This window comes from Xanthobacter autotrophicus, from assembly GCF_030015065.1.
GTDB lineage: Bacteria > Pseudomonadota > Alphaproteobacteria > Rhizobiales > Xanthobacteraceae > Xanthobacter > Xanthobacter autotrophicus_D.
Window position 1 is genome coordinate 1 of record NZ_JAIVFN010000089.1, and the last position, 19,990, is coordinate 19,990.

Consider the following 19,990-nt stretch of genomic DNA (forward strand, 5'->3'; position numbering starts at 1 on the left):
GCGCCTCCAGGGCCACCTTCGCCTTGAACTGCGCTGAATAACGCTTCCTCTTCCCGGTCATCGGGCTCGTCCTTCCGTCAGGCCGAACCAAGCTTAACTCCCTGTCCGATTTTCGGGGACCACCTCAGTCGCCGCCTTCGGCTCGCTCTCGCCATCCACGGTCATCGCAACGGTGTGGAACCCAATGACGTCTGCGAACACGAAGCCCGCCCCTCCATCGCCGGGCAGCGCGAATGGGAAGAACGCCGAGTCGATCGGCCGGACCGACTCCAGGACGTGTCCCGGCGGCAGCTGCTGTTCGAACCTGGAGTGCGCGACTACCTGATCGTAGTGCGCGTGCCAGGCGAAGCGGAGTGGATGAAGAGGTGTGACGAGCAGCCCGACGACCTTCTCCGACTGAGTCCGCACCTCAACCGTTCCGTGCCGTGCGAGGGCCGGATCGCCCGCTTCCAGCGCCTTCTCCCAGGCATTGATGTAATTGTCCGCGGCCTGCCAGCCAGACGCGATCACGATGCCCAATAGGCCCACACTGCCCAGATCCGACGCGAGCTTGCGGCTCGCGTCACGCGCCCGCTCGGTTGCAGCGCTGCGGTCCTCCGGCTCGATCTCGACGAACTGCAGCTCACCGACAGGAGATCCATCGGCGCGGACGGTCTGCGACCAGTAGCCGATCGCCCCGCTGCGCTTCTTCCAGTCCTGCTCCACCGCCCGGAGCAGCGATGGGCGAAACACGCGCGACCCTCGGGTCCCCGTTTCTCCCTTCCACGTGAGGAAGCCCTTCTTGTCCTCGACCGCGCGCTCCGCCGCTCCTGGCCCACCGACTAAGACGTCGAAGGCAGCGCGTTCACCGACGACGATAGCTCCTTCGACGAGCGTGCGGACCTCCTGCCCGGACGAGCTGGTCAGTTCTTTGACCGTCTCGCCGAACTCCAGAATGAACGGCTCACTTTGAGTAGGCTCGACGGCCTCCTGGCCCATCGCCGCGATTTCCACGACGGCGTCGAACCTCTCAGTCCCTTCTAGGTCCTCGAAGTCGTCCACGGTGATCGAGACTTGCTGGTTCCGATGATCGCGATGATGGACCGATCGCACCGCCAGCACGTCCTCCCCGGCGATCACGGACACCCGATACTCGACGCTCCCTGCGGCCAACTCTTCGGGATCGGTAGTCCAGCGCACGGTCAGTTGCGCACGGTCCTTCGGGGAGGCATTTCGGTCCAGCACCAGTCGCGGCGCGCTATCCTCGCCATCGGGCTTCGTCAGCCCGGACCACTTGAGCACGTTACCCTTCGCGTCGCGCCAGGACGTCAGCCGAAGACGCCGCAGCTCCTCGCTGGCGAAACCAGGCATGATAGCGCCGAGCCAAAGATCCGGGCGATCCTCGATCCGCCTCGCGGCCTCTTCTGGACTCATTCCAGCGGCGAGACGCAGCGCCTGCTCCAGCGCAGGACCCCGATCCTCCGAGTTCTCCAATTGGAGGCTTCGGACGCGTTCGGCTATCGCGCGGGTATCGCTGACGTAGAGCAGCCGGTCAGCAAGCTCGGCCGACACATCCAGGTCGCTCGTAGACGGATCCTCGTTGCTGGCGATCGGCCAAAGACCGATCCGCGCGAGCGCTCCGCCCATGTTCTCAGCGGCGCTGATGCAGAAGTCGAACCTCGACCACGGCGTGAGCCTCCTGCGGCGGCCAAGGCGCTCGGCGCGCCACATGGCGCCGTCCAGCGCGGCCGTGCGCCCAGCAAGCGGCTTTCGCGCGAGCCTCAAGGCCTCGCGGAACAGTTCTGCCTCTCCGATCTCCCTTCCGGCGCTGTAGATGCCATCCAAGCCGGCCCCGGCGCGAAGTGGATCGATTAGAAGCAATACGGCATCCGCCTTGTCCTCGCGCTGCTCCACCGCCTGATCGGCAGTGATGCGGCGGTTCCCGGCGACGTCAATGACCGCGTTCACGGTCCAGCCAGCCACCTCGAACGCATCGCTGTCGGCGAGCGCGTCGACCTGCTCGGAGGTCAGGCATCGCATGAAGGCGACCGCGCCCGGCGTCGGCCGTCCGAGGCGGTTGGCGACGGCCTGGGCGAGATGGGTGACATGACGGGGGTCGATCACGCCGCATTCTCCTGTCCAGCTAGGTCCTGGCTCGCGCGATACCGCCAGCGGATCTTCTTCATGCGCTCTGCGTCGTTCACTCCGACGAGCAGCCCGAGATCCCTCAGTCGCCGCTCAAACATGCGGCGATTGCGCTGAAGAACCTCGCTCGGGACGGCCAGGTTCGGAGGCGCGCGGTCGATGTGGAAACCATATCGCTCACGAAGGATCGTCAGGAACTCCGGATAGGACAGAGGCCGCTCCTTGCGCCCCTTGCCCGTCAGCCTGACATGACGGTGGACCAGATACTCGATTGCCGGGTTTGTAAGGACGAACGACAGCGCATCGCCCCGGCGCCCCTGGCCCTTCCGCCTCGTCTGGTGGAGCATGACCTTCCGCCGCTTTGCCAAGCCGTTAACTTCGTCGATCATCAGAGCGGATGTGAGGAAGTTATTCAGGCGTTCCTTGCCGCTGTTCGACGATTCCGCGAACGCGGCGCTGAGCGCCTCCGCCAGGGCACGCCCGGCATCGCCGTCCGCGGCCTGTTCCCCGAGCAGCGCGCGCAGCTCGAGCTCGTCGGCTTCGTCGGATGCGTCGCGAAGCTTCTGCGCGGTCTTGCGGAAAAAGCGTCGAGCGTCCGACGCCTCCTCATGGCTTCCGTTGAGGAGACTTCCTGTCAGATTCAGCCATTCGGTCGCGTCCGGCGAGGTCGGCGGCAGCTTGCGCCGGTCTAGCTCAGACTCGCTGCGAACGTAGTGGTCTAGGAGCCTTGCATGCATCAGCACTGCTGGAAGCCGGTTCAGCGCCTGTCGAAGGAGGAAACCCGATTCCTCCGAGGTGGCGCGAAGGTCCGGGTCGGACCCGCTAGAACAGTCGAAGAATAGAGGTAACGGCGTCACGTCGTCCGCTTCGGGGATCTTGCCCAAGGTGGCCCAGCGGTTCATTATCTCCACCGAGGCGGTGAGAACGCTAGTCAGGCCGATCGCGAGCGCGGACTCCAGCATCTGGAGAAGGGCAGCTCGTGGCACGGAACCCCCGGCAGCGTAGCAGTCGAGGAACACGAGAAGATCGTCCCGGAAGTCTTCCGCGGCCTTAGCGGCAATGGGTCGCTGGTTCGGAATAGGACCGGGGTTATTCCGCCCAACCGCCTTGGATGGCGCACCGCCGCATCCCTGAGCCAGCCGCACGGTGACGAGCTGGTCAAGCGGTAGGTCCGTCGCCTCGTCGAACTCATCTGATCCGAGGTCGCTCTTCGTCCCCGATGTGGACGTCCCCGGCGCCAACGCACGCAAAAGGTCGTTATCCTGGATCCGCGCGCCGACGCGGTAGCGTCCGCGTTCCGCGAAGGGCAGGACTGTCTCCCCTTCTTCCTGATCGCTCAGCAGCGCCGTGATCATCTCCGGCACGCCGCGGAGGTTCGCCGCGCTCACAGGAAGGTCGATCCATGACGCATAGTAGTGGTTCGCGAAGCAGCGCTGGACCTGCTCGCCGTGGGATTCTGAACGCCGCCGGTTCTCGAGAATAGACGTAAGAAGGAAATCGCCTAGGATGGCCCTGCCCGAGGCCATGTTGAAGCCATCGATGGCCGGGTTCTCGATCAGCTTGTCGACTGTGCTCGCGATCGTCGGCGCGCCCGCGTCCTCGCCGCCATAGGTGGCAGCGAACTGTCCCTTGCCGCGCCGACTGCCCCAGCGGAACAGGTATAGCATCATGGGCAGTACGGCGCCGACCGAGAAGTCCTGCGGCGTGAAGGGGAACACCGGGGAGTAGTTGCTGGTCCAAATCTGCGCCGTCATCTGGCTTCCGAGAACCGACTCGATCACCTGCCGCGTACCTTTGGCCATCATTCCGCCCCGCCCGTGAGGAATATCGTCTGTCTGCCCGCGCGGTCGGCAACGCCGAGCTCGCGCACCGCGCCGCTTTCGACTGGATTCCAAGCCTTCAGGCTGCGCTCATCCTCCTGGGCGATACGGCTGGTGAATACTCCGAGATTTGCGAACACGTCGTCCGAGAACGCGTCGAGAATCTGCACGCCGTCGGCGAGATCCATCAGCAGCGAGTAGAGTTCGAGGGGCACGGTCAGCTGCTCCGCACCGCCGTTATCCCGCTCGTATCCGAGCACGAGGAAGCGGTGCAGCGTCTCGAGGCCGGCGACCGAATGGAACCGCTCCGCCGCTAGCGTGAAATTCGAAGCCGCCTTCTCGACCCAGAAGGCGGTCTCGGTCGGCGTGCGCGGAAGAACGCGAATCGGCACCCTGTCCGCGTCTCGGTATGACACCTCGGGAAGCGCCTCCAGACGCGAGAGCCCGCTGCATAGCCGTCGCTTGATGCGATCGCGCTCGATCTCCGAAAAAAGCGGAAAATTCCTAAACTCGCTGGCGCGACGGCCGTCCCTTAGCGTGAGCGCGTGATCGTCACCACCGACTGCCTCGACCTGATCCTTCGACCAACTAAGATAGGCCCGGCGCCGAGCGCTCCTGAGCGAAAGCGGACGCCCCACGACATCCCGGAAGCGCGGCGCGCCGTGCGCCGCGTGAGGTGCGCCCTTGCCAACGAGGTATCTATCGACCCGCGCGTGCCCCTCGAGCGCCGGATCTAGGCGAGCCAGCTCACTCAGAAGCTCTCCCTGCCTCGCGCGGGACTGCGGGTTGAAAGCATGATCGGCGGGATCGTGCGGAAGAAGCTCGGGATTCTCGTGAAGATCGTCGCAGCAGTCCAAACCAAACAGGATATAGCTGATTGCGGCCTTGAGCTCCCGAGCGGTGATATGGATCTCGTTGCGCTGATGCACCGTCTGCAGAGCCTCTGTCAGGCGTCGGCGCACCCACACACCCTCCGCCAGCACCGCCGGGTCGGAGCTCGCCCCCATCATGTCGGCGGAACGCCGCATGGAACACCGCGCATTGGCTGAGCAGGTGCGACAAGGCGCCCAGATATCGGGGGCGCGTTCGCCGCCCACCAGCCTAGCGACGAGCTCGTCCACAAAGCGGGTCGAGATCTCCCGTCGCTCGAGATCCAGGCCACCAACGAGCGAGCGGTTATTCAGCTCGACGAGCCGAACGTGCGAGGCGAGGCCCTCGTCCTGCTGGGTCAGGGCCGCCGTGAGCGCCAGCGTAAGCGACCTCTCACCGTGCCGCATCTCAGCCTGTTCAATCCATTCCATGAGCCGGCCATCGTTCACGGCGACGAGATGGACGCTCCCGTTCACTGGCGCCCGATCCATGAACGGCGCGAAAAGCTCGTCCAGCAGTTCGTCGGCCGAGCGCCCCTTCCAGCTGGCAGCGCCGTCCAGGTTGATCATCGCTTTCCGGCCGGCGAGCATCCCAGTCCAGACGCGTTCACTCGACTGCGGCGGAGAGCCTCCGAGTGTCTGGACGAGGCGCTGGAGATAGGCCGTCTTCCCGTCGCCGGCGTTGCCGCACAGGATCACGAGAGAAACGTTCCCGGCTCTGATCTCTTCCGGAAGGATCTCGTCAAGACCGGTCGCGACGTAGGTGTCAAACGCGAACTCGGTATCGAGACCGCGGGTCTCGGCATTCCCGAAGCGCGAACCCGGGTAAGTACTCAGGATGTCTCTGACCCGCGGCACGACGTTGGGCCTGAGTTCGAGCTGGGCGGGCTCGGGCGCGAAGCGCGCCTGCGTCTTCGCCACGTCCACCCGGCGGGGCTTCGCCTCGCGCACGGCCGCTAGCGCGGCGCTCGCGTTGGCGAAGCGTCCCGCTGCCGGTCCGGTTGCTCGGTCAAAGATTGGCACCAGCGTCGGAAACGAGGCCTTCTCATTTTCGGTCCAAGCGAGGCCCGCTCCGCTGGCGGCCAAGGTGGGAGGACGATCCGTTATCGCGTGGAAGAACGACGCAGCAAGACTGTAGATATCGTCTCGCGCCAAGACCTCGGCGCCGTCCTGTCGCTCTGGCGAAGCGTAGATTAGAGTGCCGATTCCGCGCGGGACATGTCCATTGGGCCCCGAGAGGTCGTAGTCGATCAGCATGACGTGGGATTCATCTACAAGGATGTTCGATAGGCTGACGTCCCCATGTACCCAGCCTTGGACGTGCAGCGCCTCAAGCGCCTCGCAGAGCCTCTCGAACCACTCGAGCACCAGCCCTTCGGTGGTGGCGGCTTCGCCAACCTGGGCGATGAAGTCGAGATCGCCCCGCCATGCGTCGAGCGGCGAGCCCTGGCTCCATCGAAGCAGGGCCATCAGGCCGCTGGCCGTCCACTCGCTCGCGCACTCCAGGATGTTCGAGAGCCCAGGATGCAGGGAGAAGGTCCGCATCCGCTGATACGCGGCCAGCGATGTGGGCCCGAACTCCGGATTGAAAGCAGCCTTGCCGACGAAGGTGCCTATCGGGTCCCCCGCGGCATCAACCTGCTCGAGCTTGAAAGTCCGCGCGACGCTCCCCTGACCTAGGACGGCGACGACGCGATACCTGTTGCTATTCCATTCGAAGGTGTGGCCTTCGTCCCAGCGTGAGACCGAGACGGGATCTGAGGACGAGGGCGTCGGCTCCGGCGAAATGTCCATGCCGTCTTCGCCATCGACTTCGATCAGCTCGAGAAGCTCGGCAATTCCCGGACGACGGCTGGGATCGGGATCGCAGCCGAGAAGCAGCGCGGCGCGGATCTCGTGGTCTGCTGGGTCGGCGAAGAGCTCGGCGAGCACGGCGCAGAGGCTATAGAGGTCCGACTTCGGCGTAGCAGCTGCAAGACCGCCGGACACGACCTCCGGCGCGGCGTAGGAGCCGGTCTCGTCGCCCACCTGATCCGGGCTGACTGTCTGGGCAGGCGTGAGCCTGGCCCACCGCCAGCCGGCGAAGAGCGGGCTGTTGTCGGCCCGCACGCGCAGGCTCTCGCCATCAAGCGCGCGGTGGAGCAGCGCTCCGTCCTCCGTGTCGAGGAACTCGGAAAGTGCCAGCAGCGAGCGCTTGGCGAAGTCGAGACGTTCGGCCGAGGTCCAATCGGGGCTGGACGAAAGAACCGAGACTGGGTTCGCTGCGCTATCGCCGACGCTGAAGAAGTACATTTCCCCCGCGTAGTTGGGCACCGCCTGCCAGGTGTCCACCAGGCTTGGAAGGTGAGCGGACTTCTGGAAGCGCTGGAGGACGTCGAACTCCCGCCGTGCCCGACGCTCGGTGAGTACCGCGGCCTGCCCGACCGGAGCCGCGGACAGGTCATAGGTGTGCAAGAGCACGCGGTCCCCCGTCCAGGGATCCCGTGCCGTGAAGATGCGCTGGAAGCGGTCCTGCTCATCGGTGAGTAGTCGCAGCTCGTCGAAGCGGCCCAACCGCTTAAGTCGGTCCGGTTCGCCGAGGTTGTATCGCTCGGCCAGCAGGTCGGCCAACCGCCGCGCGTCCACCGCGCCGGCGGAAGCCGGATTAGAGACTAGGTCGGCAACGTCCTTGAGGCCATAAGCCACGACGCCCATGGGATGACGCGGAAGACGACCGTCCTTCCGAAGGCTCGCCGCCTCCTTCGTGAGTAGAAAGGCCGCAGCGACGAAGCCCGTCCGCGGATCGCCGGACTTTAGACGCCCTGCGATGCGCTTCGACTTGGCGACGATGAGCTCCGCCGCCGGATCTGCCAGGTCGACCCGGCGCAGCGCCGATGTGTCCCAGTGCTTGACCTCGACGACGACGGCTCCGCCGGGACCGATGACCACCACGTCTATCTCGTCGGCCTGCCCGCGCAGGTTGGGATGCGTCAGGTTGGTCAAGACGTAGGCGGTGCCCTCGCCGTCGCGCCGCCTGAGCTCCTGGTAAATCGCGTTGAACGCCTTCAACTCGCTCGCGTTCGCGAACGGCCCGCACGGCACATGAAATACGCGCAAGCCAATCCCCCCACCTGCGGACCGTCCTCGTCCATCCCCCGGCCAAGCGGCGATCGTCGAGGAACACACCCCAATCCTAAAAACTCGACCGCCGGACGTCGCGGCGAGACAAGAGCCAGATCAACCTTAAGCTGAAGAGAAAGCTTCGGCAATTCGCTCTCTGCCGACGTCAGCGAGTGGACTCATCCAGCGCTCGGCTAGAGCGCGCGAGAAGGCTAACAAAGAGGCACTAGTCGGCGATCGACATCACGAATAGATCGAGGCCGCGTGCGGGTCGAGCCGTGAACAGCGCGGTCACTGGAGCGCATAAAATCATCCACGTCGCGTCTGAAATCAACAGATCTATTTGATACATTCCCACGGTACATCAATAAAACTACACCGCGTGACCAATCTGCCCCTGAGTGATGCGCCGATTATTTCAGATAATCTCCACATCAGTCTTATCGCTACAAAATGAACGAACGGCCGGCTTCGGGATAGGTCGCACGGTCGTTTTACGGCGGAGAAGGGGGCGCAAAGCGGCATCACTGGAAGGGCAGTCGAGGGTCACTTTGACTCTTGCAAACAGCGCTACCCTCTTCGGCCCGATCGTTAGGGCTCGATAAATCTTGAAGCGCAGTCCCGTTAAAAGCGGCAGCAGGGACGGCGGTTGCGGTTGCTGTGACCGATCATTCAGATCGGCAGAATGGTGCCCTCTCTCGCACGACGCATCCGTCACGGAGAGTGCTCAATCGGCAACCAAGCAGCGAGAAGGGCGAGGGCTGGGCCGCATGATGACAAACGGAGGCTACCCTATTGCTTTTAAAAGAAGACCTGATCGCGGCGGAGAGATGACATCGGGCGTCTACCGACCTCATGACACCCTAGAGGCCGTGGCAGCATGGGTCGCCAAGCCAAGCACCTCATGCACCGTTGAATTTTGGAGCCTACGGGATTTGGAATGCAGGTACGAGCCGCGCCACGCCCCTGCTAGGCGTGCCAACCAGCTTCCAGCACGAGGACAAAAACGGACGCCTGTCACTCAAATGTCAAAGCAACTTTTAGTTGCAATGGCGCACCCGACACGATTCGAACGTGTGGCCTCCGCCTTCGGAGGGATTACTTGTAGCTCCGTCGAAATCACGATGGAGCACGAAGAAATGCGATATCATACTGTTATTGAAAAACAATTTGTATCTAGCCATAGCCGAGACTATCCTTCTCTCCGCCACCACTTTCTTCCTGCTGCTTACGTGGCGCTTACGCGAGACGAAGCGATCAGGGCGGAGAAACCCCATGGCTAAGCTCACCAAAAGGGCCGTCGATGCCGCGGAAGCCGGCGCCAAGGATTATGTCATCTGGGACGATGAGCTTCCCGGCTTTGGCCTCCGGGTTTTCACGTCCGGAAAGCGAAGCTACGTCCTCCAGTATCGGTCGGCTGGCCGATCGCGCCGGTTCACGATCGGGCTGCACGGAGTGTGGACACCGGAACGCGCACGCCAGGAAGCCAAAGCGCAATTGGGCCGGATCGCGCAAGGCGACGACCCGGCTGAAGAACGGCTACTTGATCGCAAGGCGCTCACGGTCAAGGAACTCTGTGACCTCTACCTCGCCGACCTGCAATCGGGTCTGATCCTCGGAAAAGGCGGCCGCCCCAAGAAGCCGGGCACGATCGCCTCCGATCTCGGCCGCATCCACCGTCATATCGTTCCCCTCCTCGGCTCGCGTCGCGTCAGGGACCTTACGAAAGCAGACATCACGAAGGCCATGAAGGACATCATGACAGGGAAGACGCGCCTCACCGTCAAGACGAAGAACCTGCGCGGCAAGTCCATCGTGAAAGGCGGTGCCGGCACAGCCACGCGGACAGTCGGCCTGCTTGGCGGCATCCTCACCTTTGCAGTCGAAGCCGGGGTTATCGAAACGAACCCTGCGCACGGTGTGCGGCGACCGAAGGACAATGTCCGCACACGGCGGCTGAGCGAAGCCGAATATCGCGTCCTCGGCGACCTGCTCAAGGTGGCGGCCGAGAACGAGAGCTACCGGATGTCGGTCGAGATTATCCGCCAGATCGCACTCACCGGATGCCGCCGCATGGAGATGGTCACGCTCCGATGGGCGGAAGCCGATACGGAGTCGAGCTGTCTCCGCCTGACCGACAGCAAGGAGGGAAGCTCCGTCCGGCCCATCGGGCTGCCCGTGGTGGAATATCTGGAGAGGCGCCGGACGGACGCGATCGGAGAGTATGTCTTCCCCGGCCGTGACGGCGAAAATGCGTTCGGCAGCTTCCCCAATCACTGGAGAAAGATCTTCGCGGGCTCGTCCTTGGCTGACGTAACCCCTCACATCCTGCGCCATAGCTTCGCCAGCGTCGCGAACGATCTCGGGTTCACGGAGGTCACCATCGCCGCCCTGGTCGGTCATGCGAAGGGATCGGTCACGAGCAACTACATCCATACGCTCGACACCGCCCTGATCATGGCAGCCGACACGATCTCCGGCTATATTCAGGGGCTGCTCGACGGTGTTGAGTTCAAGCAGACCGCCTACGCGCTTGATCGGGGTTCCCGGAAGGCGGCATTGGCCCGGTTTCTACAGAGGGCAGCCGGCGATCAGGATGTGGAACATGCTGAATGCGAGCATCTTGCCGCATGAGGCCGGCGAACTTCCCCTGCCCTGGACTGGACAACGGATAGGGCGCCCGTGAGCATGGCGGCATGACCGACCAAATCGCCCGAATGCGCATCACGATCGAGGATGTGAAGCCCGCCATTTGGCGCCGGGTCGAACTGCCGCTTTCCAACAGCCTCAAGACGCTGCACCTCGCGATCCAGGCCGTCATGCTGTTCGAGAACGACCACCTGTTCCGATTCGATGTCGGCGAGGCCAGTTACGGCCTCCCGCTCGATAACGACTATATGGCCCCACCCACGCGCGACGCTGCGAATATCCGCCTTGCCAAGCTTGTCCAACGTGGCGTTACCACTTTCACCTACACCTACGATTTTGGCGACAACTGGCGGCACCGCATCGAGATCGAAGGTGTTTTCACCGCCGATGCCGCCACCGACTACCCCCGGTTCGTCGATGGTGAGCGCCGCGCGCCGCCAGAGGACGTCGGCGGCCTCCCCGGCTTCGAGGAGTTTCTCGATGCCATGGCCAAACCCCGGCACCCTTCCCGCAAATCCATACTGCAGTGGTATGGCCGCCCCTTCGATCCCGCCGACATCAGCCGCGACGAAATCCAAGCTCGCATGGCCAAGCTCACCAAGCGTCGCGCATACGGCAAAACCGTTCACGCCAACACCAAATTCGTCAAACCCTGACCAAGTCCACAGCCTTCAGGCCGCGCTTACCTCAACGCGCTTGCGCGAAGAGCAGAAACTGGCACCCCTCAGCAACCGGACGCCTTATCGATTGATGAAATATAATCTGAAATTGCGCGCTCGGGAAAGCACCGATCAAATCTCAGGCCAGCATCGCAATTTCTGTAACGATCAGTGGATCAGCGGGTGGGAGGCCTTTTGCGCGCGGACTCTCTTGCCGAGAAAGGCTGCCCGACCCGAGGCGATTCGCCTTCTCTCCATTGCGTAATCTGATCGAACGTGCCCCAACCGACCTTTGCGCGCATGCTGGGGAAATTTTGGTGGCCAAGCATTACGGCCGGTTCCTGCCGCAGGACAAGGCGGCCCTTGCCGCACAGATCCTCAACAGGGTCTGGGAGGCGGCATAGGGAGCCTCCGCTTCATGGCTTGAAACAATGCTCCCGGTGCCAGCGCAGGAAATGCGGATGAGGTCGCTCGATCAACCTTCGAGGCGCGATGGCGCGGCCGTCTTTGTTGATGAAGGCGCGTACGCCGTCAGGATCGTTGGTCTGCCGGGAGATGAGGATGTCCAGATCATCGGAGAGGCTGATCAGCCCGCGATCGAACATCCAGTGCGCCGTGCCCGACAGCGCCAGCCCGTTGCTGACGATGTCGGGGCCGTTCGCTTCCACCGGCCGGATATGCGCCGCCGCCATTGATCAGCTTGAGCCCGCTGATCGCACAGCGTTCGTCATAGGCCCGCAGCACGACCCGCCGGAAGATGCGATCACGGACAATCCGGGAGGACAGAGAGTCGATACGCTCGCGGGTCTGCTCGAAGGCGAATGGCGCCTGCTCTTCATGGAACCCGGCGACGGACGCGCCATCGTCGACCCGCGGCAGCAGGGGCTCGCTGTCATTCAGCCCGAGCGCGACGATCCGGTTGAAATCATCCGACGAGAGCGGACGCACAGCGGCTTGGGCGCGCCCCGAAATGCGCCCGCCCTCGTTCAGCACACCGCGCTCGATAACGCCATCCGCATCGTTGAACGGCACCGGGCTCGCAAAATCGAGATAGCTGCCAGGTTCGATGAGAGCGAGATACATCCCGTCAGCGGTAGGATCCGGAACGACGCGCTCGACCTTGGCGATTGCGAAGTAGCCGCGGGTCTCGGGAACCTTCCGGGGTTCGTAATAAACGATCCAGTCCCCGATGCAGGCCTCGACCCGTCCCAGATACGGACGCGGGAATTGATATCGCTCAGCCGGGCTGTCGTCGTAGATCGAGTCCGAGCGGTGAATGAAGACGCCGAATCCCATGTGCCATCCCTGATCCCTGTTCGATCGTATCGCACCTTGGGGGTCGTTCAGAAGCGAGGGGCCCACTCGCCCTCGGTTGCGCGTGAGCGCACCATCGGCGCGGCACCAAGCAGTACCCCCTCTCTTTGCGATGAGCGATAAGACGCCTATCTATAAATCACATGATCGCTATTATGTGAGCTATAGGAAGGAGATCTATCGCTCATGGCGTGGAACTGGACGCAGCACGGCTGGCCGCATTTTGCCTATGATTCGGTCGCCCTTGAACCGTTGGAGCGACGGTTCCTGCTGCTCACCGGCGAGGTGATCGGCGCGGTTCGGCATGTGAGCGACGACGAGCGCGACCTGCTGCGGATCGAACTGCTCAGCGACGAGGCCGTCAAGACCAGCGCGATCGAAGGGGAGACGCTGGATCGCCTCAGCGTGCAATCCTCCCTGCGCCGTCAGCTCGGCCTCGATACCGACAATCGCAACGTGAAGCCGAAAGAGCGCGGCATCGCGGAGATGATGGTGGATCTCTACCGGAGCTGGGCGGACCCTCTCGACGCGGACACGCTGTTCCGCTGGCACCGCATGCTGATGGCGGACAGCCGGCATCTGGAGGCGATCGGGGGCTATCGCCGCCATGAAGAGGCGATGCAGATCGTGTCCGGCCGCCAGGATCGGCCGACCGTGCATTTCGAGGCGCCGCCATCCTCCCGGGTTCCGGACGAGATGGCCGTCTATCTTGCCTGGTTCAATGGCTCGGCACCAGGAGGTGGTAATCCCCTGCCGGCACTCACCCGGGCCGGGATCGGACATCTTTATTTCGAGAGTATCCACCCCTTCGAGGACGGCAATGGCCGCATCGGCCGAGCCCTCGCGGAAAAATCTCTCGCCCAGAACATCGGGCAACCGACCCTGATCGCGCTCGCTTATACCATCGAGCAGCACCGCAAGGCCTATTACGACCAGCTCGAGAGTCATCAGCGCACACTCGATATCACGGGCTGGCTGCTCTATTTCGCTGAAACGATCATCAAGGCCCAGCAGACGACCTTGGGCCGCGTGGCGTTCCACATCGCCAAGGCCCGCTTTTACGATCGCTTCCGCGACAAGATGAACGAACGGCAGGAGAAGGTGATCGCCCGCCTGTTCCGCGAGGGGCCCGGCGGCTTCACGGGGGGCCTGAGCGCGGAGAACTACATCGCGATCACCAGCACCTCACGCCCAACCGCCACGCGCGACCTGCACGATCTGGTCGAGAAGGGCGCCCTAACGCGGACCGGCGAGCGCCGATATACACGCTACCATCTGAAGCTACCTGGAACAGCTTGAAATCCATGATTTCGGGAGAAGCGTAGAGCAATAATCGGCGTCCGCCGGTCAAGCGCGCCAGCTCCGTCTGCGACAGCCGTGCGCCGTCCCTGACCGCGGTCAGCGCGGGCAATTGCGCCGTAGCAAAACCCAGCTCGCGCAGCCGCATGTCGCCGATGCGGGCGAAGGCGCGGGCAATCCGGCTGACGCGCGATCCAAGGCGGGCGGACGATCACGAGGTTTCTTCCGACAGGAGAGCCCCATGGACGCTCAGGAGCACCCCCAACAGCACACGGCCAGCCGTCACAGCGACCGAGCATTCCGCAGCGTTGGTTCCTGCGTTGCGATTCGTCGCAATGGGAGGGCAGCATGCCCCGGTCGGGGCCGGTATGCCGCCCTCCGGTTCACCTGGCCGGATCCTGACGCGCGAGGGCGCGCAGGTCGTCGGCCGTTACGGGCTGCCCGCCGACACCCCAGGCGCCGGGCTCGACATCCTCGATGGTGACCCATGTGACCTGACGCAGGCCCTCGCCCTCCACCGAGAGCACGGCGTCGGTGACCTTGCGTATCATGTCCTGCTTCTGCTGAAGCGTCAGGTAGCCCCCGACGCCCTTGATCTGGACCAAAGGCATGAGCTTTCTCCTTCGTTTTCTGGAAGTTGATCAGGCGGCCTGGCGCCAGGCGCGGCCGGCGAACATGGCGTCGAGCGGGGTGTGGAGCAGGTGGTTGGCATAATTGCTGAGCGTCTTCACCGCGATGGCGAGGATGATCTCGAGCACCTGCCGCTCGGCATAGCCGGCGTCGAGAAATGCCGCGACGTCGGCGTTTGATGGCAGGCCGCGGGTGCGCAGCATGACCTCGGTAAAGGTGCTCAGCGCGGCGAGCCTGGCGTCGGGGATCGGGTGCCCGTCACGGATGGCTTCGGTGACGGCAGGCGGCACCTTGGACATCTGGTCCGCGATGAGGCTGTGCGCCGCCACGCAATAGTCGCAGCCATTGGCGCGGCTGATGGTCAGGAATACCACTTCCTGCTCCGCCGGCGTGAAGCCGGTCTCTCTCCGGAAGCGCGCATAGCCGTCCAGATAGGTGTCGAGCAAGCCGGGGGCATTCGCCATTCCGGCATACATGTTGGGGATGAAGCCCAATTGTGCCTTCGCCTTTTCCAGCACCTCCCGGGCCTTGGGGTCGGCGTTTTCGAGGGTGTTGAAGGGCAGGGTCAGTCGGTATTCGGCACTCATGGCTTTCTCCTTTGGTTGCTCGGGGAACACCCCTATCTGGAATGATCATTCCAAACAGGGCAAAAAAATCAGCCGAGGCGCCCGATCGCGTCATCGACGACGGCTTGAAGCAGCGCCGGCTCCGGGCGGCTGCGGATCAGGACGACCAAACCAGCCAGCGACGCCAGAAGACCGGAAGCGGCCTTGGAGGGGTCCATATGGCGGGCGATGTCGCCGCTCTCCTGTCCCTTCCGGATCATCCGGGCGAAGAACGCCTCGATCTGCGTCTGCGCCTCCGCCACGATGCGGCGCGCCTCCTTGTCGTGGGCTGCCAGCTCCAGCGCCGTGTTGGTCAGGAAGCAGCCGCGGTTGCAGCCCTTGGGGGAGGCCTGCTCCGAGAATGCCAGGAAGAGACGGCGGATCGCCTCCCGCGGCGTGAAACGGGCTTCGAACTCCGCCAGCATCTTCTTGCGCACGGTTTCGTCATACATGCGCAAGGCCGAGAGAAAGAGCGTGTGCTTATCTCCATAGGTGGCGTAAAGACTGCCGCGATTGACGCCCATGCAATCGACCAGATCCTGCATGGACGTTGCTTCATAACCATGAACCCAGAACGCCTGCATGGCCTTGTCGAGCACCTTGTCGACGTCGAACTGCTTCTCTGCGGGCATGCCTTCACCTCCAAGACACACGCTACGCCATTTAGAACGATCGTTCAATAAAAACCGCGCAGCCTTTCCGCCGGACACGCACCATTCGACCTCAAAGGTTCGCGGCGTGCCGGGGGGAGCCCGCCGCGCCCGCGGCGACGAGGTGATCGAGCGACACGCGGCCGGGCCCATAGGTCATGACCCCCAGCGCCATGGCCGCCCAGGGCAGATGGAAATTCGCCCAGCCGTCGGGAATGGTGAGCTGGATGATCGCCGTCATGACGAGGAGGCCGAGCGCGGCGAACCGTGTGCCGAGGCCGAGCACCAGGAGGATGGGCAGGATGATCTCGCCCGCCCCGGACAGGAAGGCCATGAGCTGCGGGGCGGGATAGGCGACCTCCAGCCCGAAGAGATGCAACCGGAACTCCTCCGCAAACAGATAGACCGCGCTGTCGGACAGCTGCAAGAAGCCATCCCACTTCGTCAGCCCCGACCGGAAGAACGGGACGGCCAGCGCGATGCGCAGGGCCAGTTGGGTGAGCGAGGCGGGAAACCGCGCCAGGAAGCCGTCGGCACGTGCGATGCATCGCGGCAGGAAAGAAAGTGCGGTTTCACTCATGATCCCGTCTCCACAAAAGGGGCATCGAGAACGCCGACCACAGCGCCCAAGGTGAACAACGCGAGCAAAGTGCCGCCGAGGTCGAAATCGGGCGCATCGTGATATCCGGCCGCGGCGGCTTCGATCACGGACCCTCCGTCGCGGAGGCGGCCGAGAAAGGCGAAGCCTCCCTGAGGCAGGCGATGTATCAGCACCTCCGCGGCCGGGCGGATCACCAGCACATCCTCCGGGCACCAATCGTCCGGGCCTTCGATGGCGCCGTCCTGCTGATGCGCCATCCAGATGGAGGCGACAGGATAAGCCGAACGCACGAGCCGCACTGAGGGATGAACAACGAGCTGCAGCCCGGCCAGGCGCTCGGCCGACAAGGGCCCGAGCGCTGCGGCATCGAGCGCCACCGCCTCCGCGGCGTGGAAGGCCTGGGAGAATGCCACTTCCAGCCGGGCCACATCGGCAAGGTAAGGGACAGCTGCCGCGGGCTCGAAGCCCTCGATGAAATCGGGGAAGTAGTCGCCATAGGTCATCAGGAGCGGCGAGCGGGGCTTGTTGGCAGCGACAAAGATGCGCGCCATGGCGCGGAAGAATTCCGTGCCGACGAGACACGCGCAGACCGGAAAGCGCGCGGAGAGCGCGTCGATCAGCCCGACCATCACGTTGTTGCGGTAGACGGCGAAGCGCCGCGCATCCGGCCGCCCGCCAGGCCCCCCCACGCCGGCCGGCACAGGAGCGTCCGGATCGAGGAGGGCCGCGCCGAAGGCCCGCTGCGTCTCAGAGAGCGTGGGCGACATGGCGGCCCCCCTGCCCGGCGCACGCAGACGCCAGCCGCGCCATCGCGGCTTCGGCCCGTTCGGCCTCGGCGTGCAGAACTGGCCACAAGGGCACGTCATTGTCCCATTCGATGAGCGTCGGCACGGGGCCGAGGCGCGCGATCACATGGGCGTAGAGATCCCACACGGGGGCCGCGACAGGACTATCGTGCGCATCGATCAGGAGCCGCGCGCCCGCATCGTCCACGGCCTCGGCAGCGCCGGCGAGATGGATCTCCCCCACATGGGCCAGCGGGAATGCGTCGAGATAGGCGATGGGATCATAGCCATGGTTGGTGGCGGACACCGCCACGTTGGCGACATCGAGGAGCAGGCCGCAGCCGGTGCGCGCCGCTATCTCGGCGAGGAAGTCCACCTCCGGGATCGTGCTCTCGGCGAACACCACATAGGTGGAAGGATTTTCCAGCAGCATGCGCCGGCCGAGGCGCGCCTGGACCTGATCCACATGATCGCAGACCCGGGCCAGGGCCTCGTCGGTATAAGGCAACGGCAGGAGATCGTTCAGGAAGCTCGCCTCGTGCGTGGACCAGGCGAGATGCTCGGAGAACAGGCCCGGCTCGAAGCGCTCGATCAGCCGCTGCAGGCGGCCAAGATGATCGAGGTCCAGCGGCCGATCCGCGCCGATGGACAGGCCCACGCCGTGCAGCGAGAGCGGATAGCATTCGCGGATCGCCTGAAGATGGCGCAAGGGCGGCCCGCCGGCGCCCATGTAGTTTTCGGCGTGCACCTCGAAGAAGCCGATGGGCGGCGCCGTCGCCAGGATCTCGCGATAGTGCTGCGGCTTCAGCCCCACCCCCGCATGCGGCGGCACCTGCGCGCAGACGGGGAAGGACGCAGGAGTGTCGGCGGACATCGTGGTCTCCGTGTTCAGGTGTGGGCGGGAGCCGCGTCCGCCCCCTCCGTGAAGGGGACGGCAGCGTGTTCGAGCAACTGACCTCCTCCGCGCGCGTTCAGGGCGCGGATGCTCAGGTCTTGGGAACGTCGCGGGTCAGCGCCTCCAGCGAACCCGTGCGATCGCCGGGGACCTTCATGGTCGCGCAGGTACCCTGGGGCACGAGCTTCCAGGCGTTGCCTTGGTAGTCCACCTTGGAGGTGCCGGCGCAGGTGGTGCCGGGCCCGGCGGCGCAGTCGTTCTGCCCCTTGAGGGCGATGCCGAAGCACTTCTCCTTGGCGACGTCCTGGGCGGTCGCCGGCTGGGCAAGGAGCAGAGCAGCCGTGGCCAATGCGCCGGCAAGGCTCGTTATGGTGGCGATGGTGCGTGAATCAGACATGTCTTTTCTCCCGAGGTTATGAAGAGTTTCAGATACGTGGCGCGCGACGCGTCACTTGGTGTTCAGTTCCTTCGCCGGGATGTCCTTGATCTTCGGCCACTCCACGTTCGCCTTGGCGATATTGCCGGGCACGTCCTGGGCCCACTTCTTCGCCACGTCGGCGTTCACGTTCAGATAAAGGCGCCCATCGACGACCTTCCACAGGGTGGGATCGCCCTCGAGCTTCTTGTCGAAGACGGTTCCCATGGCGCAGAAGCCGCCATAGGTGGGCACGTATTTCGCCGGATCCTTCACGAACAGGTCCTTGTGCGCGGCCGAGGCGAAATTGTATCGGCCGCCTTGATACTCGGCGGAGATCTGCTCCGATCCCTTCACTGGCTTGGCGTCCGTGAAATAAGCGACGGGGTCGTAGCCTTGCAGCATCAATCCGGTCTGATCGACATTGAGCTCGACGGTGGCCTTGGTCGGTTCGGCCGCGTGTGACGGGAACGCCCCGCCAAAGACGCCGGACATCGCCACGATGGCGACGGCTGCGGAGAATGAGAGAAACGTCCTGCGACGGGAAGAAATGGTGACCACGGAGGGCTCCTCGTATCCTGTCGTACCGCTGGAGCATTCGGGCGGCGGCTAAACCACCATGTCCGAAGGAGCGGCACATGGATTAGTCATCTGAGCTCCTCGCTGGTTACATCGCTCGCGACACCGTGAACTCTACCGTGTGACAGCGGGCGACGCCGCGCGCACGTGCATTGCGAAATACTTGCGTCTGGAGTGCTTTTTCACGGTGGCGTCTGTAACGGACAACGCGTCCACGTGACTCACCTCATGTCGGGCTTGCGCGGCGAGCTTCATGACGAAGCGCGGTGACGGGATCGAGCCGGCCGAACAGAGGGAAGTGAAATGTCTTCAATCAAGACGTCTAGCGCGCTTGCCATGATGGTTGTGGCGGGAGGGCTGGTTGCGGCCGCGCCTGCGCTCGTGAGCCCTGCCTTCGCCGCTTGTGCGCCCGCCTCGGCCAAATGCGGTGCGGGAAAGAAGCAGACGCCGTGTTCGGCCAAATGCGGCGCGGGCAAGACGCAGGCGCCGTGCGCTGCCAAGTGCGGCGCTGCAAAGAAGTCTGCGCCCTGCGCCGCAAAGTGTGGTGCCGCGAAGTGATCCGAACTGCCTCTCCGGCATGATCGGGGCGGCAACACAATAGCAGGTGCAAGGATAGATCAGCTCAGGCGCTGCCGCGGCAGCGCCTGAGCCATTCGCACGAGAGACGTCGATGACAGATTCGGATGACTTCATACTCGCGATGCTGCCGGCCGATCGGCGGGAACGACTCACCACTGCCGCTGACACCTTGTTTTCGGTGCTGTCAGAGGCGGCGAATGAGGGGCGTCATTTCCTAGTCGATCTGATTGGGAAAGCGCCCTTTACTCAGTGGTCCCACTATCCGGAAGAAGATGTCCACGATACCGATACTGAGGTGGTCCCCGAAAATCGGACAGGGAGTTAAGCTTGGTTCGGCCTGACGGAAGGACGAGCCCGATGACCGGGAAGAGGAAGCGTTATTCAGCGCAGTTCAAGGCGAAGGTGGCCCTGGAGGCGC

Annotated in this window: 14 protein-coding genes and 1 pseudogene; 3 read left to right on the top strand and 12 right to left on the bottom strand. The window is 63.9% G+C overall.

Translation table 11 applies throughout. The annotated features are described in order from the left end of the window. Positions 1-93: 93 nt before the first annotated feature. Genes K9U40_RS16510 through K9U40_RS16520 form a run of 3 tightly spaced genes read right to left on the bottom strand, consistent with a single transcriptional unit; the run spans position 94 to position 7,909 of the window. Positions 94-2,103, bottom strand: coding sequence for a hypothetical protein (locus K9U40_RS16510; protein ID WP_282891234.1), 2,010 nt, complete (start codon positions 2,101-2,103; stop codon positions 94-96). After that, entirely contained in the window at positions 2,100-3,929 is a 1,830-nt protein-coding gene (locus tag K9U40_RS16515) for a hypothetical protein (RefSeq protein ID WP_282891235.1), read from the bottom strand. The genes K9U40_RS16510 and K9U40_RS16515 overlap by 4 nt, the downstream gene beginning before the upstream one ends. Beyond that, positions 3,926-7,909, bottom strand: a complete 3,984-nt coding sequence (locus tag K9U40_RS16520) for an NERD domain-containing protein kinase family protein (RefSeq protein WP_282891236.1) — start codon at positions 7,907-7,909, stop codon at positions 3,926-3,928. Before K9U40_RS16520 ends, K9U40_RS16515 begins: the two co-directional genes overlap by 4 nt. A 1,278-nt stretch (positions 7,910-9,187) precedes the next feature. Between K9U40_RS16520 and K9U40_RS16525 the strand changes: the two genes are divergently transcribed. Further along, positions 9,188-10,546, top strand: coding sequence for a tyrosine-type recombinase/integrase (locus tag K9U40_RS16525; protein ID WP_282891237.1), 1,359 nt, complete (start codon positions 9,188-9,190; stop codon positions 10,544-10,546). Between the two features lie 62 nt (positions 10,547-10,608). After that, positions 10,609-11,217 (top strand): plasmid pRiA4b ORF-3 family protein, encoded by a 609-nt coding sequence (locus K9U40_RS16530; RefSeq protein ID WP_282891238.1) that lies wholly within the window; start codon positions 10,609-10,611, stop codon positions 11,215-11,217. Between the two features lie 419 nt (positions 11,218-11,636). Here K9U40_RS16530 and K9U40_RS16535 read toward each other — a convergent pair. Then, positions 11,637-12,516 (bottom strand): annotated as a pseudogene (locus tag K9U40_RS16535) (HNH endonuclease). A 204-nt stretch (positions 12,517-12,720) separates the two neighbouring features. Between K9U40_RS16535 and K9U40_RS16540 the strand changes: the two are divergent. Continuing rightward, on the top strand, positions 12,721-13,833 hold the full coding sequence (locus tag K9U40_RS16540; protein WP_282891239.1) for a Fic family protein: 1,113 nt from the start codon (positions 12,721-12,723) through the stop codon (positions 13,831-13,833). A 383-nt stretch (positions 13,834-14,216) separates the two neighbouring features. Here the strand turns inward: K9U40_RS16540 and K9U40_RS16545 are convergent, their stop codons facing one another. The 8 genes from K9U40_RS16545 to K9U40_RS16580 all read right to left on the bottom strand — a co-directional run bounded on the left by K9U40_RS16545 (position 14,217) and on the right by K9U40_RS16580 (position 18,975). Beyond that, entirely contained in the window at positions 14,217-14,444 is a 228-nt protein-coding gene (locus tag K9U40_RS16545) for a tautomerase family protein (protein WP_282891240.1), read from the bottom strand. A gap of 30 nt (positions 14,445-14,474) precedes the next feature. Next, entirely contained in the window at positions 14,475-15,050 is a 576-nt protein-coding gene (locus K9U40_RS16550) for a carboxymuconolactone decarboxylase family protein (protein ID WP_282891241.1), read from the bottom strand. Positions 15,051-15,118: 68 nt separating this feature from the next. Beyond that, positions 15,119-15,700, bottom strand: a complete 582-nt coding sequence (locus K9U40_RS16555; protein WP_282891242.1) for a TetR/AcrR family transcriptional regulator — start codon at positions 15,698-15,700, stop codon at positions 15,119-15,121. 91 nt (positions 15,701-15,791) lie between these two features. Continuing rightward, a complete protein-coding gene (locus K9U40_RS16560) occupies positions 15,792-16,298 on the bottom strand; it encodes a DoxX family protein (protein WP_282891243.1) in 507 nt (168 codons plus the stop codon). Then, on the bottom strand, positions 16,295-17,086 hold the full coding sequence (locus K9U40_RS16565) for an HvfC/BufC N-terminal domain-containing protein (RefSeq protein ID WP_282891244.1): 792 nt from the start codon (positions 17,084-17,086) through the stop codon (positions 16,295-16,297). Before K9U40_RS16565 ends, K9U40_RS16560 begins: the two co-directional genes overlap by 4 nt. Beyond that, positions 17,067-17,978, bottom strand: coding sequence for an MNIO family bufferin maturase (gene bufB, locus K9U40_RS16570; protein ID WP_282891245.1), 912 nt, complete (start codon positions 17,976-17,978; stop codon positions 17,067-17,069). The genes K9U40_RS16565 and bufB overlap by 20 nt, the downstream gene beginning before the upstream one ends. A gap of 112 nt (positions 17,979-18,090) precedes the next feature. Beyond that, positions 18,091-18,396, bottom strand: coding sequence for a BufA1 family periplasmic bufferin-type metallophore (locus K9U40_RS16575; RefSeq protein WP_282891246.1), 306 nt, complete (start codon positions 18,394-18,396; stop codon positions 18,091-18,093). A 51-nt stretch (positions 18,397-18,447) separates the two neighbouring features. Further along, complete coding sequence (locus K9U40_RS16580) at positions 18,448-18,975, bottom strand: YHS domain-containing (seleno)protein (RefSeq protein WP_282891247.1); 528 nt, start codon at positions 18,973-18,975, stop codon at positions 18,448-18,450. Positions 18,976-19,990: the final 1,015 nt, after the last annotated feature.